A 13,813-nucleotide genomic window follows, 5' to 3' on the forward strand; every position below is an offset into this window, starting at 1 on the left:
GGCAACGTCTTCGCGTGCGCAGCGTTCAGCGACGTGCGCCGCCAGACGGGCGTCGTGTCGTCAGCGCCAGTTGGCCTCGTAGAAGCGGACGTAGCCGCTGCGCAGCGTCACGCATTGCGCACGCGTCTCCGACAGCAGGCGACGTGCAGCCGCCTCGATACGATCGCGGTGCTGGTCGAATGCGCCGACCATGTCCTCGAAGCGCGGCGACGCCGCGCCGAAGTGATCTTCCAGCGCCTCGGCGGTGATCTGACATTGGACGCGCTCGCCATTGACCAACGCCGTGAACGCCAGCATCAGGTCGCGCCCCGAATACTCGGGCTTCTCGTTCGTGAAATGGATCTGCATGGGAGCCGCCTCGACCGGTAGAAAACGAATGACCGCGTCCGTCGTCCACTACCGGCCGGACGAAATGTACGCGGGCTCGCCGGCGGAGGCACTGCCCGCGGGGATAGGCGCGGACAATGCATGCCGGTTGATTTCCACTTTAGACGGTTTCGCGCAGGAGACAAATTTTCCGGCGTGCGTCGTTCCGACGCGCCTTTCATCAGATCAGCGCGGCATCCGGCACCGTTTCGGAAACCGGCGTCAGTGAGGGTCGTTCGGCCAGACGTTGAGCGCGATGGCAGCCGTCGTGGCGCCCACCGCGATCGCGGCCGCCCCGTATCGCACCGCATCGGTCAGATCGAACAGCAGCCCGTGGATCGCCACGGCGATGCCGCCCAGCATGATGAATGTGGCGATGGCCGCCAGCACGACTCTCAGTTCCGTCCGAACCATGATGCGTCTCCCGAACGGATGCATGTCGCGTCGCATGCATGTTGCAATGCGGAACACGGCGCGTGCGTGCTCCATTTCCATCATTGCAGGTGGGCATTTAAAAGCAAGGGGATTTTGTTCGCGGTCGCGCTTCGTACGCGGCGCTTGTATGATGATGCGTACCCGGATGGCTGGCGTTCGCACACCGATGGTGCGCCGCACGCGAAGGCGGGAATCCGTAGAGGATTTCGGTGCGTAGGCGTGCGCCGGATCGGCCGATTTCGAGGAGCATGGGGCCTGAGTGAGTGTTGAAATGCTCACCGGGTTCGACCGCGAAGCATGGGACATCAGTAAGCGCTGAAGTGCTAACTGCTGCCGACCGCGAAGCATGGGACATCAGTAAGCGCTGCAGTGCTAACTGCTGCCGACCGCGAAGCATGGGACAGCAGTAAGCGCTAAAGCGCTAACTGCTGTCGACAGGAGACAAGTCATGCCGCAACCTTTCGTGCTGCCCGCCACCGCGGGTCGCACCGACCTGCTCGCGCAGGCGCATGCGCGTTCGACCGCGGTCGGCCTGCGCGCGCACGAACGCCCGGATTTCTCGCCGCTGTCGCGCCTCGCGCTGCGCGAACTGCTCGACACGAATCACGCACTGTTCTCGCACGCCCGCCCGGTGATGGAGAACCTTCACGCGCAGATCGCCGACACGCAAAGCCTCGTGCTGCTGACCGACGCCGACGGCGTGATCCTGCACAGCATCGGCGACGCGGACTTCATCGAGAAAGCCAACCGCGTCGCGCTGTGTACCGGCGTGTCATGGGCGGAAGGCGCACGCGGCACCAACGCGATCGGCACCGCGCTCGCATCGGGCCAGGCCGTCGCCGTGCATGGGTCCGAACACTTCCTGCGCGCCAACCACATCCTCACCTGCTCGTGCGCGCCGATCTTCGATCCGTTCGGCCGCACGCTCGGCACGCTCGACGTCAGCGGCGACCCGCGCGGCTCGAGCCCGCATACGCTCGCGCTCGTGCGGATGTCCGCGCAACTGATCGAGAACCACCTGTTCGCGAACCAGTGCGCGGAAGCGTTGCGGCTGCGCTTTCATGCACACGAGGAATGCGTCGATTCGCTGTTCGCCGGGCTCGTCGCCTTCGGCCCCGACGGCGGGCTGATCGCCGCGAACCGCAGCGCGCAATTCCAGCTCGGCGCATCGTTCGATGCACTGCAGCATCAAGCCAGCGACGCGCTGTTCGGCATGCGCTTCGGCCAGCTCGCGCAGCAGGCGGCGCGCGCGCCCGGCGCGATGTTCCGCCTCACGCTGTCGACCGGCGTCCGCGTGCTGGCGCGCTGCGAATTCGCGGAAGCACACAAGACCACCGTCGCCGTCACGCCGCCCACGCCCGCCGCACGGGTGCGCACGCCGGATCCCGACACGATCACGTTCGCGACGCTCGACACGGGCGACGCACGCATGGCCGCCGTGCTCGAACGCGTCGCGAAGATCCGCGGGCGCGACCTGCCGCTGCTGATCCTCGGCCAGACCGGCACCGGCAAGGAATGGCTCGCCCGCGCCCTGCACCAGGCATCGCCGCGTGCGGACGGCCCGTTCGTCGCGGTCAACTGCGCGGCGCTGCCCGATTCGCTGATCGAGGCCGAACTGTTCGGTTACGAGGACGGCGCATTTACCGGCGCACGCAAGCGCGGCAGCCCCGGCAAGATCGTGCAGGCCGACGGCGGCACGCTGTTTCTCGACGAAATCGGCGACATGCCGCTCGCGCAGCAGGTCAGGCTGATGCGCGTGCTGCAGGAACGCGCGGTGATGCCGCTCGGCGGTGCGCGCGCGGTGCCGGTCGACGTGCGGGTGGTCTGCGCGACCCATCGCGACCTGCGCGCGATGATCGCGGAAGGCACGTTCCGCGAAGACCTGTTCTACCGGATCAACGGGCTCGCGGTCACGCTGCCGGCGCTCGCCGCACGCACCGATCTTCCCGCGCTCGTCGAGCGGATTCTCGCGCGGCTCGCGCGCAGCGAACCGATGCCGCGCCGTATCGCGGCCGACGTGCTCGACGCGTTCACGCGCCACCGCTGGCCCGGCAACCTGCGCCAGATGACCAACGTGCTGCGTACGGCCGGCATGCTCGCCGAAGACGAAGCGGAAATCACGCTCGCCCATTTGCCCGACGATTTCTGGCTCGATTGCGACGACGCACCGGCAGCGCCCGCCGCCGCGGCGCCGGCCGCATCGGCCGCCACGCACGAAGGCACGACACTGCAAAGCCATCAGGCCGCGGTGATCGACGCCGTGCTCGCGCGGCATGGCGGCAACGTGTCGGCGGCCGCGCGCGAGCTCGGCCTCGCCCGCAATACCGTGTACCGGCACCTGCGCCGGCATTGACGCTGGCGGCCGGCCGGCGCCGGCCGCCAGCACGTTCGGGTATGCTTGGCGCGTTGCCGCCGAACCGCCGCCCGCCCTGCCTCCGCCATGACCGATCCGGAACACCTGCCCCTCGTGCGCATCGAGCCGCTCGGTGCGACCTTCGATGCGCCCGATTCGCTGACGCTGCTCGAAGCCGCCGCGTTCGCGCACGTGTCGCTGCCGCGCTCGTGCCGCAACGGCACGTGCCGAAGCTGCCTTTGCCGGATCGTCAGCGGCAGCGTACGCTACACGATCGAATGGCCGGGGCTGAGCCGCGAGGAAAAAGCCGACGGCTATACGCTGCCGTGCGTGGCCGTCGCGACGTCGGACCTCGTGCTCGACGTGCCCGACGCGGTCATGCTCGACTAGACGCGGCGTGCGCTCGCGCATGCCGTCCAGCAAAGGTTGATCCGGAGTGGAGAACGTCATGACCCAGCAAACCGATCGCATCGAAAAACAGGCCCAGCTCAACGCATCGCCCGACCGCGTGTGGGAAGCCGTCAGCAATTCCGGCGAATTCGGCCAGTGGTTCGGCGTCACGTTCGACGGGCCGTTCGCGGCCGGCCAGCCGCTGTTCGGCCGCATCACGCCGACACGCGTCGACGACGACGTCGCCAAGGCACAAGAGCCCTACGCGGGCACTGTGTTCGAAATCGTCGTCGATCGACTCGAGCCGAAGCAACTGTTCTCGTTTCGCTGGCATCCGTTCGCGATCGACCCGAATTTCGATTACGCGTCCGAGCCGATGACGCTCGTCACGTTTACGCTCGCCGCACAGGCCGGCGGCACGCTGCTCACGGTCACCGAAACGGGCTTCGACCAGTTGATCGAAGCGCGCCGCGCGAAGGCGCGCGAGATGAACGACCAGGGCTGGGCCGCACAGATGACGCTGATCACGAAATACCTGGCGAAGCACGCATAGCGCGCCGCCACGCCGCAGGTTCGTGCCGACATGCGCATCGACGTGCGTGGCATAATCCGCTCCATCGTCGCCTGTACGTCACCGCGCATCGCATGCTGAGTCGTCGCCTCCGGAAGATCGGCAGTCTGATCGGGATGCTCGCCATCCTGATGACGGCACTCGCGCCGACGATCTCGCAGGCACTGACGACGCAGCAGCGCGTCGAGACGCTGCTGGCCGGCTACTGCTCGGCCGCGCCGGCCACCGGCGAGCACGCCGCCGATTCGTCGCAGAAGAGCCTGACGGCCCACCTCCAGGCATGCGGCTACTGCAGCCTGCTTGCTCACACACCCGCACTGCCCGCGCCCGAACTGACGTTCGCGGCCAACGTGCACGTCATTCAGCACCGCGAAGCGACCCGCTTCGACAGCCTGCGCCGCGCGCTGCCGCACACGGCCGCGCAACCGCGCGCCCCTCCGTTCTCGTCCTGATTCGTCGTCAATGCCCGTGATGCCGTCAAGCATCGCGTGGCCCGCGCACGCCGCCGGCGTGTGCGACCTGTCACGTTTCGAAGGACGATCATGTGTCACCGTATTGCGCGCGGCGTCGTGCCGTGCGTGCGGTTGGCGGCTTCCGGCTCGTACTGTCGCGCCGACATTCGCTCGCGGGCGAACGTCCGGCCGCGCACGCTCGCGCTGACGCCAGCCGCCCTCGGTGCTGCTGCGAGGGTACACGTGCATCCGTCCGTCGAATCCGTGTTGCGCCATCCGATTCGCCACTCGCACATTCGATCATGAACACTCCCTCTTTCGTTCGCGGCGCGCTCGCCGCACTCGGCTTCGTCATCACCCTGGCCGCCCACGCCCACGCGCTCCCGAAGACCCAGGAACCGGCCGCCGACGCCACGCTTTCGACCGCGCCGCACGCGGTCACAATCGGTTTCAGCGAAGCGCTCGAGCCCGCTTTCAGCTCGATCGCCGTCACCGACAGCCATGGGCAATCGGTCGTCGACGGGAAATCGTCCGTCGATGCACGCAACCGGAAGCGCATGCACGTCGCGCTGACCAATCTGACGGCCGGCACGTACACGGTCGCGTGGATCGCGGTGGCCAGCGACGGCCATCGCACGCAAGGCCACTACGCGTTCACGCTGAAATGAGGTCCGCGATGCGCATCGGCGTTCCGCACCAAGCGCGTCGCCCCCTTTTCCACTGCATCCACCCATCAGGAGAACCCACCATGAAGCGCTCGATTCCGACCGGCCTGCTGTTCGCACTGCTGGCGCTGCAAGCCCCCGCCACGTTCGCCGCGCCGGCCGTGCAGGCAGAAAACTGCTGGATTCGCGCGATGCCGGCCACCGTGCCGTCGTCCGGCTACTTCACGCTGAAGAACGACGGCGACGCGCCCGTCACGCTGACCGGCCTCGACTCGCCCGCGTACGGGATGGCGATGCTGCATGAAACGCAAACGAGCGGCAGCACCGCGAAGATGGTCCACGTCGACGCCGTCGAAGTGCCCGCGCACGGCACGCTGACCTTCAAGCCGAAGAGCTATCACGTGATGCTGGAGCAACCGCGCCAGGCCGTCGCGCCCGGCACGAAGGTGCCGTTCCGGCTGCATTTCGCGGACGGCTCGACGGTGTCCGTGACCTGCGACGCCAAGGCGCCGACCTACGCCGGCCAGTAACGTCCACCGCCCCCGATCGAAGGAGATGCACATGAAACATCGCCTGCCGCTGGCCGGCCTGATCGTCCGCTACCGGACGCCGCTGAACGTCGCCGTGATGATCGTCTGCGGGATATGGGCCGGGTGGATCGCGTGGATGACGCGCCCCGCCGCGATCGATACGCCGCCGTCGATCCCGGCGTACTGCATGCGCGACGCCAGCTGACCCACCGCGCCGGCGTGGTTCCGGCGCAAGCCTGCGCCCATTATTGGCGTGGCATCATCGCTTCATCCCGACCGCCGGAACCGCCTCTCGGAGCGCCGCATGTCCATTCAGACCTGGATGCTGTTTGCCGCAGCCTATCTCGCCACGACGCTGTCGCCGGGGCCGAACGTGCTGCTCGTCATCCGCAACACGGTGCGCTACGGCACGCACGGTACGGCCGCGACGATCGCGGGCAACCTCGTCGCGCAAGGGGTGGTCGTGATACTCGTCGCGCTCGGCGTCGGCGCGGTGCTGGCCGCGATGCCGCCGCTGTTCGTCGCGATGAAGGTGGTCGGCGCCGCGTACCTGATCTTCCTCGGTGTCCGGCAATTGCGCGGCGACCGCAAGGCCGCCGCTTCGACCGGGGCGGCGGAGATCGCCGTGCCCGACCGCGGGAAACTGTTCCGCGAAGCGCTGTTCGTGTCGGGCAGCAATCCGAAGACGATGATCTTCCTGTCGGCGTTCATGCCGCAGTTCATCGTGCACGACCGCCCGCTCGCGCTGCAGTTCGTCGTGATGTACGCGACGATCGCGTGCACGGTGGTGGTCGTTCACAGCGTCTATTCGGCCGGCGTGCGCCGCTTCCATCGCGGCTTCGGCATGAGCCGCGCGGTGCGTGCGCTCAAGCGCGCCAGCGGGCTGCTGTTCGTCGGGCTGGGGATCAGGCTGCTGACTGCGCGTCAGGCTTGAGCCGACGCGCGCTCGTCAGCGTGTGTGTGCGGCCAGCTCGGTCGCGATCTCGCCGAACGACGGCCGCGCATCGACGTCTTCATTCAGGCAGGCCACCGCGAGCGCATCGAGCGCGTTTCGGCTGGCCCACGTGCGCGGCTCGCATCGTTCAAGCAACTCGCCGAGCAGATAGGCGAACGCCCGCACCTCGATCCGTTCGAATGCTGTAGCGCGCGTGCGATCGTTCACGTCATAGAGCGACGCCGCGCCGAAATCCCCGAGCAGCGCGCCGCCTTCGCCATCGTGCAGGATGTTGTGCGCGTACAGGTCGCCATGCATGATGCCGCGGGTGTGCAGATGGCCCGCCACCGACGCGATGCCATGCGCGATCCGCACCGCCTCCACCGGCGTGAATTTCGCGTCGGCCGCATACACGTCGCGCGTGCAGGTCGCGAAGCTCGGCGGCCCGGCGAGGTTCGCGAGCTGGGGATCGACCAGTTCCATCACGAGGCCGTGCGTGCCGTCCGGATGCCCGCTCACCTTGCCGATCACCGGGATCATGCTCGGATGACGGCCGGCGTGCAGGCACGCGGCCATTTCGCAATCGGGCAGGCCGTCGCTCGTCACCGCGCCCTTGAACAGCTTGACCGCGACCGCCCGTGGCGGATGCCCGTCCGCGCGCCACTGCGCGCGGTAAATGACGCCCGATGCACCCTCGCCCAGCTTCTGCTCGCAGGCCAGCGATGCCCAGTCGACGTTCGCGACCTCGGGCCCGGCCGACGCCGCGGCTTCCGGCGCGGCGCCGAACGGGTTGCCTGCGGTGGCGAGCCATGCGAGGCGCGGCAGGCGCAGCAGCCAGTCGGGCAGTGCGTCCAGCCGGTTCGCGGACAGGCGAACCAGTTCGAGCGCGCGGCATGCGGCCATTTCCGCCGGCAGCGCGCGCAGCCGGTTGCCGGCGAGCATCAGCTTCTGCAGCCGCGAGCAATCGCCGATATCGGCCGGCAATGCGTCGATGGCGTTGTCGGTGAGGATCAGCCAGCGCAGCGCGCGCGGCAGCGACCCGCTCGGCACCGTTTGAATCCGGTTCGCCTTGAAGCCGATCATGTCGAGCTGCCCGCACGCGCCGAGCACGTCGGGGAACGCGGTGAAGCGGTTGCCGGACGCGAACAGGATGCGCAGGCGGTGCAGCCGCGGCAGGTCGTCCGGCAGTGCGGACAGCGCATTGCCGGTGAGGTCGAGCACTTCGAGCGTGTCGGCGAGATCGAAGATCGCGCGCGGGAATTCCGTCAACCCGCATGCGAGCTTGAGTTGCCGTGCGCCGGCGAGCTGGCCGGCCTGCAGTTGTTCGAGGGTGTGTGTCACGCGGGGAAAACGGGTGGCGGTTGCGACGATCGTCGGGTCGATCGCCCGAATTCTACCGGGATCGCCTGCGTGCATTCACCGATCTTGTCACCCCCCCTTCACAAACGCGCAACGTCGCGCTAGAATTGCGCCCCTTGCAGTGCCGACGTGGTGAAATTGGTAGACACGCTATCTTGAGGGGGTAGTGGCGAAAGCTGTGCGAGTTCGAGTCTCGCCGTCGGCACCAGGATTTCTTCTCTCATCGTTGCGCGAGATGCGACAAACGCATTCCGGCAACGATCGACGATCATCCCGCGCAATCGCGCACCGCTGTTTCCGATTCCCACATCAGGCTGCAACCGGGCACCATGCTGCTGCGAATTCGCGCGCTCCCGACTGCCGTCCGGACAGCCGGAAGCGTACGCGTACGTCATGTCACTCACGACGCCAGCGCATCCTCCCCCTTCACCGCATACGCCGCCTCCCGCCGCCGCAACCGCATTGCGATCAACGCGGCCAGCACCGCCAACGCCACACCGGCGAGAAACCCGCCCGTATAACCCACCTTCGCGGTCAGCGACAAAATCGTCGACGACGCGATCAGCTCGCCGAGATCGCGCGTGCTCTGCACGGCCGTCACGTCGGTGCCGGCCTGGTCGCTGCCGCCCGCGAAGCGCATGCCGGCCGTCATGATCGACACCGACGTGATCCCGGTCGCCAGCGAACCGAGCACCGTGCACAGCCACGCCCACGACGACGCCACCGGCAGCCATCCGCTCGCCTGCGCGAACCACAGCAGCGCGGCCGCGCCCGCACAGCTCACGCCGGCCGTAAACGCAGGCCACAACCCGAGCCATCGGACAAGCCACGCGCCGCCGCCGCATCCGAGCACAACCGTCACGATGCCGCCGGCCATCCCGAGCTTCCCGATCGCGTCGAGCGACCAGCCCGCGTCGTTGAGAAACAGCTTCGACAGGCCGAAGCCCGATACGGCCGTCATCGCCGACAGCAGCGCGAGCGACAGCAGCGACCACGAACGCGGCCGCTTCGCGAAGCGCACGAGGCTCGCGTTGGGTTCGGCTTGCACCCGTGCACGATCCGCATCGCGCGGCAGCACCCACAGCACGCACGCGAGGCTCGCGAGCGGCACGGCGGCCAGCGCGAGAAACGCGGCACGCTGCCCGAACAGGCCGATCAGCGTCAACGTGCCGGCGCCGCCGCCGAAGAAGCCGATCATCACGCCCGCGATCTGGATCGCGTTGATCTTCGCGAGCGTGTCGCCGCTGAAGTGCTCGGCGGCCATTCCGTCGTTCGCGATGTCCTGCGTCGCGCTCGCGAGCGACGCGACGGCCAGCAGGCCGACCGCCCACCCGGCCGTCGCGACCGTCATGCCGATCTGCGCGAGGCTGCCGAGGCACAGCACGACGAGCGTCTGCATCGGCAGCATCCAGCTGCGCCGCCGCCCGATGCGTGGCGACCAGCGGTTGTCGACGACGGGCGCCCACAGGAATTTCACGACCCACGGCAAACCCACGAGCGGCAGGAACGCCAGTGCGTGAAGCGGCGCGCCGTCGTGGCGCAGCAGGGTCGGCATCGCGTCCATCGCAATGCCGATCGGGATTCCCTGTGACAGGTAAAGCAGCGTGATCGTGATGACCAGGCGGCGATGTTCGAGCAGATCGCGCATCGAAGTCTCCAGTTGCATGACATTAAAAAGGTTCAGCGCCGGCCGGCATGCGCGCGGGCCGCAGCGCATCCCGGCGCGGACGGCGCGCGGCACGCAGCAGCAACGCGCCGAATGCGACGAGTGCCGCGTCGATCGGCCAGTACACGGGTTCGCCCGCGCCGAGCAGCGCAATCGCGCAGTGCGTCACGCCGGCCAGCCCGTACGCGGCACCGGCCGCGCGCATCAGCCTGCGCAGCCAGACCGCGCGATCGGCCACGCACGCCGCCAGCGCGACCGCGCCGCCCCACACGGCCCAAAACAGCATCGCGAGCACATGATCGACGTGCACGCCAGCGGGCAACGCACGCCCGACGAACAGCAGTACGCCGCCCGCGAGCACGAGCCCGCCGCAGGTGCCGACGGCGGCGGCGGCCAGCACGTTCGCGGAGCAATCCTGCTGCGCGCGCCGCCGCTCGATCCACAGATGCAGCCCCGTCGCGCACAGCGCGCACGCGGCGAGCCCCATCAGAAAATGCACGACGCGCAGCACGCCGCCCATCGCCCCCACCCAGCCGTATTGCGCGAAGTGCAGCGGCTGCACCGCGATGAAGGTGCGCAGCCAGAAGCCTCGGCCGCGCGACGTGGCATCCGCGAGCCATTGCCCGTCCGCCGCGCGATACAGGTGACGCTCGAACACCGCCGTGCTCGGCAGGCCGGCGGTCGTACCGGCAATCTCGACGCGCGCATTCGCATCGCCCCAGCCATGCAGCACGACCGCTTCGGGCCGGAAATCCGGCATGCGCGCCGCGTCGCGCCGCAGCAGCGCATCGAGATCGGGCGCGCGTTGCCACGCGCCGCCGGCTGTTGCAGGCGGCGGCCCGCCGAGCAGTTCGGCGAACGCGCGCTGCGGCTGCCCCGGATACGCGACGTCCGCGAGCGACACCGTGCCGAGCGCGCCGAGCCCCGACAACGCGCCGGTGAACGCGAACAGCACGAGCCACGGCGAGCCCCACAGGCCGATCCCCGCGTGCAGGTCGAACAGCGCGGCGCGCAATCCTTTGCCGCGCCGGATGCGCGCCGCGTCGGGCCAGCGCCGGTGATGCACGACCACGCCCGCAACGATGAGCACGAGCAGCACGATGCCCCACAGGCTCACGAAGATGCGCCCGGGAAAGCCCGCGAACAGCGTCTTGTGCAGCGTGACGAGCAACGCCGCGCGTCCGCCGTCGGCCAGCCGCTTGCCCGTCGCCGGGTCGAGCGCCAGCGTGCACGCCTGGCGCGCGTCGCAGAAACGGATCGCCGGATCGTCCGGTCGCGGCAGCACGACGCGCGCCTCGCGCAATGGCACGCCGAGCGCCGCTGCGCGCGCGACGAGTTCATTCAGCGAAAGCGACGGCCGCGCGACGGCGACCGACGACGGCCGCCACCAGCCCTGCATCGAATCGGTCGCGAGGCTCCACGTGCCGCTGAACAGCACGACGAACAGCACCACGCCGAACAGCGCACCGGCGCCGCGATGCAGCGCGCGCCAGCGCGAACGCAATGACGCGTCCATGTCAGCGCCCTCCCCAGCACATCGCGCACGGCACGAGCACCGCGAGCCATGCGCCCGCGCGCCACGCGGCCTGCCGCCGCCCGGGCGCGACGAGCACCCACAGCAGCGCGGCGACGCCCGCGGCAAGCGACAGCAGCACGGCCGCGTAGAGCCGGTTCAGGCCGTCTGCCGGGTAATGACGGGCCAGCGTGACCGCGAGCGCGAGCGCGCCCGGCAGCACGCCGCCGATCGCCAGCGCCGCCCGCGTCCCCCAGCCGCCCGCCCTCAGAACTGCCCGCGCACGGTCAGCATCACGTTGCGCGGTTCTCCGTAACGGTTGTTCCAGCCCGGGTTGCTCAGGCTCAGGTAGTACTTGCGGTCGAACAGGTTGTTGACGTTGACCGCGGCGCTCCAGTGCTTGTCGTAGCGGTAGCCGAGCCGCACGCTCGCGAGCGCGTAGCCGCCCTGGCTCATCGTGACGCCGTTGGCCTGCGCCGAGTAACTGCTCTGCACCTGCACGCCGCCGCCGACGCTCCAGCGCCGCTCCTGCCACGGCAGGTCGTAGTTCGTCCACAGCCGGAACAGGTGGCGCGGGTTCAGCAGCGGCGCGAACGACGAGCCCGCGTTCGCGAGGTTGTCCGCGTAGCGCATCGTGTCGTACGTGTAGCTCGCCCATACGCTCCACCACGGCGTGATGCGGCCGTTCGCCTCGAATTCGAAGCCCTGGCTGCGCACGCTGCCGCCGTTCACGTAGTAGCAGTTCGGCCCCGCGCACGGATGCGCGAGATCGACCTGCGGGTTGTTGTCGAGATCGATGCGGAACGCCGCGAGCGACACGTTCAGCTTGCCGCCCGCCAGTTCGCCCTTCACGCCCGTCTCGTAGGTGCGCCCCTTCACCGGCGTCAGGATGCCGCCGCCCCACATCGACTTGGTTTGCGGCTGGAACACTTCCGCATAGCTCGCGTACCACGACCAGTCGCGCGCGAAATCCCAGATCAACCCGCCGTACGGCGTGAACTGGTGGCCGGTGTTGTAATGCGCGCCGAGGCTGTCCTGGTTCCACCAGCTCAGCCGGCCGCCGAGCACGAGCGTGACGGGTTCCGCGAGCTTGATGCGGCCGAGCCCGTACACGCCCTTCTGCGAGATGTCGTTCTGCTGCGACTGCTGGTACGGGCCGACGTCCGGCTCGGGCACGCTGCTCGGGTTCCAGCGGTACACGTTCACCGGCGTGCCGACCACGTTGCCCTGCAACTGCGCCGACATCTGCCCGCTGCTGCTGTTCGCGTAGGTCACGCCGAACAGCAAATCGTGCGTGAGCCCGAACGCATGCACCGGGCCCTGCACGTTCGCGTCGAGGCTGCGGCTGTAGCTGCTGAACTGGTACGCGCCGCCCGTGAGCGCACCGCCCGCGCCGGTCGCCGGGTTGATCGCGCCGAACGAGCCCGCGTACTTCAGGTCCGAGCGCACGCTCTGGTATTCACCGCTGACCTTCGCCTTCCAGCCGGCGCCGAGCTTCTGCTCGACCGACGCGAACGCGCGCGTCGTGTCCCAGTCGAAGTGGCCCCACGCGGTGTCGAGGAACGTCGAGCGCGACAGGCCGAGGCTCGAGCCGTCGCGGGCCATCGGCACGCCGGACATGTCGGGTATCGATCGCGTCGTCTGGTACTGCGCGCCGAACGTGAGCAGCGTGTCGCGCGTCACGTCGACTTCCATGATCCCGTAGATCGAGCGCGTGTCCTGCTTCGCATGGTCATAGAAGAAATGGCGATCCTCGTACGCGGCGACGAGCCGGCTGCGCACGGTGCCGGCCGCATTGAGCGGGCCGCCGATGTCGGCTTCCGCGCGATAGCGATCCCAACTGCCGACGCTCACGCTCGCGTTCGCGGAAAACTGGTACTGCGGCCGCTTGCGCACGAGGTTGACCGTCGCGGCCGGGTTCCCCGAGCCGTGCAGCAGGCCGTTCGCGCCGCGCAGGATTTCCACGCGTTCGTACACGGAGATGTCCTGCGGCGCGCTCGCCATGTCGCCGATCACCACCGGCACGCCGTCGAATTCGAACGAATCGACCTTGAAGCCGCGCACGAAATACGCGGTGGTAAGCAGCACGTACGGCTGCACGGTGACGCCCGCCGATTGCTGCATCACCTCGTCGAGCGAGAACAGGTTCTGCTGGTCGATCCGCTCGCGCGTCGTCACGCTGACCGACTGCGGAATCTCCCGCAACGCCAGCGGCATCTTGCCGACCGTCGCCACCGACGGATCGTCGGCCGCGCCGCGCGACGCGGTCACTGAGATCGCCTTCAGCTCGCCCGCGGCGGGCTTCACGGCGGTCGTGCCCTCCTTCCGGACTTCCGCGCCGGACGCCGGCGCAGAGGCCGGCGCCGTCTCGGCGAACGCCGCCGCCGGATGCGCGGCGATCAGCAGGCCCAGATACAGCGACGGACGCCAGCGCCGTCGCCCAAAACGGGCGACGCGTGCGCCCTTCGTCCTTGATCTCCCAGGTTCCAGCACCTCGTACCGCATTCACGCCCCCGTATTTGATAATCATTCTCATTATCAAATAGAACCGGCGGGCGATTTTTCGATCGAGGGGCTTT

General features: G+C 68.7%; 15 protein-coding genes and 1 tRNA gene. 9 read left to right on the forward strand and 7 right to left on the reverse strand.

Features of this window, described 5'->3' with window-relative positions:
- Positions 1-60: 60 nt before the first annotated feature.
- Positions 61-348 (reverse strand): DUF1488 domain-containing protein, encoded by a 288-nt coding sequence (locus QZM35_RS16410; protein ID WP_011354308.1) that lies wholly within the window; start codon positions 346-348, stop codon positions 61-63.
- A gap of 240 nt (positions 349-588) precedes the next feature.
- Positions 589-864 carry a DUF2964 domain-containing protein gene (locus tag QZM35_RS16415; RefSeq protein ID WP_264163869.1) on the reverse strand — a complete coding sequence of 92 codons (276 nt, stop codon included), beginning with the start codon at positions 862-864 and terminating at the stop codon, positions 589-591.
- Positions 865-1,249: 385 nt separating this feature from the next.
- Here QZM35_RS16415 and QZM35_RS16420 point away from each other — a divergent pair, with 385 nt between their 5' ends.
- The 8 genes from QZM35_RS16420 to QZM35_RS16455 all read left to right on the forward strand — a co-directional run bounded on the left by QZM35_RS16420 (position 1,250) and on the right by QZM35_RS16455 (position 6,696).
- On the forward strand, positions 1,250-3,154 hold the full coding sequence (locus QZM35_RS16420; RefSeq protein ID WP_301776381.1) for a sigma-54-dependent Fis family transcriptional regulator: 1,905 nt from the start codon (positions 1,250-1,252) through the stop codon (positions 3,152-3,154).
- An 87-nt stretch (positions 3,155-3,241) separates the two neighbouring features.
- The gene (locus QZM35_RS16425) at positions 3,242-3,544 is read left to right on the forward strand and encodes a 2Fe-2S iron-sulfur cluster-binding protein (protein WP_089426933.1); all 303 of its coding nucleotides are present in this window, start codon (positions 3,242-3,244) and stop codon (positions 3,542-3,544) included.
- A 58-nt stretch (positions 3,545-3,602) separates the two neighbouring features.
- Positions 3,603-4,097, forward strand: a complete 495-nt coding sequence (locus tag QZM35_RS16430; RefSeq protein ID WP_089426932.1) for an SRPBCC family protein — start codon at positions 3,603-3,605, stop codon at positions 4,095-4,097.
- A gap of 92 nt (positions 4,098-4,189) precedes the next feature.
- Complete coding sequence (locus tag QZM35_RS16435; protein ID WP_301776382.1) at positions 4,190-4,567, forward strand: DUF2946 domain-containing protein; 378 nt, start codon at positions 4,190-4,192, stop codon at positions 4,565-4,567.
- A 302-nt stretch (positions 4,568-4,869) separates the two neighbouring features.
- Positions 4,870-5,235, forward strand: a complete 366-nt coding sequence (gene copC, locus QZM35_RS16440) for a copper homeostasis periplasmic binding protein CopC (RefSeq protein WP_301776383.1) — start codon at positions 4,870-4,872, stop codon at positions 5,233-5,235.
- An 80-nt stretch (positions 5,236-5,315) separates the two neighbouring features.
- Complete coding sequence (locus QZM35_RS16445) at positions 5,316-5,762, forward strand: copper chaperone PCu(A)C (RefSeq protein WP_301776384.1); 447 nt, start codon at positions 5,316-5,318, stop codon at positions 5,760-5,762.
- Between the two features lie 31 nt (positions 5,763-5,793).
- Positions 5,794-5,967: a hypothetical protein gene (locus QZM35_RS16450; protein WP_179255313.1), complete on the forward strand. Its 174-nt coding sequence runs from the start codon at positions 5,794-5,796 to the stop codon at positions 5,965-5,967.
- A gap of 99 nt (positions 5,968-6,066) precedes the next feature.
- Positions 6,067-6,696: a LysE family translocator gene (locus tag QZM35_RS16455; protein ID WP_089426928.1), complete on the forward strand. Its 630-nt coding sequence runs from the start codon at positions 6,067-6,069 to the stop codon at positions 6,694-6,696.
- Between the two features lie 15 nt (positions 6,697-6,711).
- On the opposite strand, the gene QZM35_RS16460 is transcribed toward QZM35_RS16455, so the two are convergent.
- Positions 6,712-8,037 carry a leucine-rich repeat-containing protein kinase family protein gene (locus tag QZM35_RS16460; protein WP_301776385.1) on the reverse strand — a complete coding sequence of 442 codons (1,326 nt, stop codon included), beginning with the start codon at positions 8,035-8,037 and terminating at the stop codon, positions 6,712-6,714.
- A gap of 141 nt (positions 8,038-8,178) precedes the next feature.
- Here QZM35_RS16460 and QZM35_RS16465 point away from each other — a divergent pair.
- Positions 8,179-8,263 (forward strand) — tRNA-Leu (locus QZM35_RS16465).
- Between the two features lie 192 nt (positions 8,264-8,455).
- Here QZM35_RS16465 and QZM35_RS16470 read toward each other — a convergent pair.
- Genes QZM35_RS16470 through QZM35_RS16485 form a run of 4 tightly spaced genes read right to left on the reverse strand, consistent with a single transcriptional unit; the run spans position 8,456 to position 13,739 of the window.
- Positions 8,456-9,703: a RhtX/FptX family siderophore transporter gene (locus tag QZM35_RS16470; RefSeq protein WP_301776386.1), complete on the reverse strand. Its 1,248-nt coding sequence runs from the start codon at positions 9,701-9,703 to the stop codon at positions 8,456-8,458.
- Positions 9,704-9,725: 22 nt separating this feature from the next.
- Positions 9,726-11,237: a PepSY domain-containing protein gene (locus tag QZM35_RS16475; RefSeq protein ID WP_301776387.1), complete on the reverse strand. Its 1,512-nt coding sequence runs from the start codon at positions 11,235-11,237 to the stop codon at positions 9,726-9,728.
- A 1-nt stretch (position 11,238) separates the two neighbouring features.
- The gene (locus QZM35_RS16480) at positions 11,239-11,505 is read right to left on the reverse strand and encodes a hypothetical protein (protein WP_301776618.1); all 267 of its coding nucleotides are present in this window, start codon (positions 11,503-11,505) and stop codon (positions 11,239-11,241) included.
- Positions 11,502-13,739, reverse strand: a complete 2,238-nt coding sequence (locus QZM35_RS16485; RefSeq protein ID WP_301776388.1) for a TonB-dependent siderophore receptor — start codon at positions 13,737-13,739, stop codon at positions 11,502-11,504. Before QZM35_RS16485 ends, QZM35_RS16480 begins: the two co-directional genes overlap by 4 nt.
- Positions 13,740-13,813 lie beyond the last annotated feature (74 nt).

Origin of the sequence: Burkholderia sp. AU45274 (assembly GCF_030482505.1) — a bacterium.
In the GTDB taxonomy this organism is placed as follows: Bacteria; Pseudomonadota; Gammaproteobacteria; order Burkholderiales; family Burkholderiaceae; genus Burkholderia.

What these genes read in the sequence shown, in the direction of transcription:
- QZM35_RS16475 (WP_301776387.1), bottom strand. Translation starts at nt 11,237, where the DNA reads ATGGACGCGTCATTGCGTTCGCGCTGGCGCGCGCTGCATCGCGGCGCC.
- QZM35_RS16420 (WP_301776381.1), top strand. Translation starts at nt 1,250, where the DNA reads ATGCCGCAACCTTTCGTGCTGCCCGCCACCGCGGGTCGCACCGACCTG.
- copC (WP_301776383.1), top strand. Translation starts at nt 4,870, where the DNA reads ATGAACACTCCCTCTTTCGTTCGCGGCGCGCTCGCCGCACTCGGCTTC.
- QZM35_RS16455 (WP_089426928.1), top strand. Translation starts at nt 6,067, where the DNA reads ATGTCCATTCAGACCTGGATGCTGTTTGCCGCAGCCTATCTCGCCACG.
- QZM35_RS16410 (WP_011354308.1), bottom strand. Translation starts at nt 348, where the DNA reads ATGCAGATCCATTTCACGAACGAGAAGCCCGAGTATTCGGGGCGCGAC.
- QZM35_RS16415 (WP_264163869.1), bottom strand. Translation starts at nt 864, where the DNA reads ATGATGGAAATGGAGCACGCACGCGCCGTGTTCCGCATTGCAACATGC.
- QZM35_RS16470 (WP_301776386.1), bottom strand. Translation starts at nt 9,703, where the DNA reads ATGCGCGATCTGCTCGAACATCGCCGCCTGGTCATCACGATCACGCTG.
- QZM35_RS16450 (WP_179255313.1), top strand. Translation starts at nt 5,794, where the DNA reads ATGAAACATCGCCTGCCGCTGGCCGGCCTGATCGTCCGCTACCGGACG.
- QZM35_RS16425 (WP_089426933.1), top strand. Translation starts at nt 3,242, where the DNA reads ATGACCGATCCGGAACACCTGCCCCTCGTGCGCATCGAGCCGCTCGGT.
- QZM35_RS16435 (WP_301776382.1), top strand. Translation starts at nt 4,190, where the DNA reads ATGCTGAGTCGTCGCCTCCGGAAGATCGGCAGTCTGATCGGGATGCTC.
- QZM35_RS16430 (WP_089426932.1), top strand. Translation starts at nt 3,603, where the DNA reads ATGACCCAGCAAACCGATCGCATCGAAAAACAGGCCCAGCTCAACGCA.
- QZM35_RS16445 (WP_301776384.1), top strand. Translation starts at nt 5,316, where the DNA reads ATGAAGCGCTCGATTCCGACCGGCCTGCTGTTCGCACTGCTGGCGCTG.
- QZM35_RS16485 (WP_301776388.1), bottom strand. Translation starts at nt 13,739, where the DNA reads ATGCGGTACGAGGTGCTGGAACCTGGGAGATCAAGGACGAAGGGCGCA.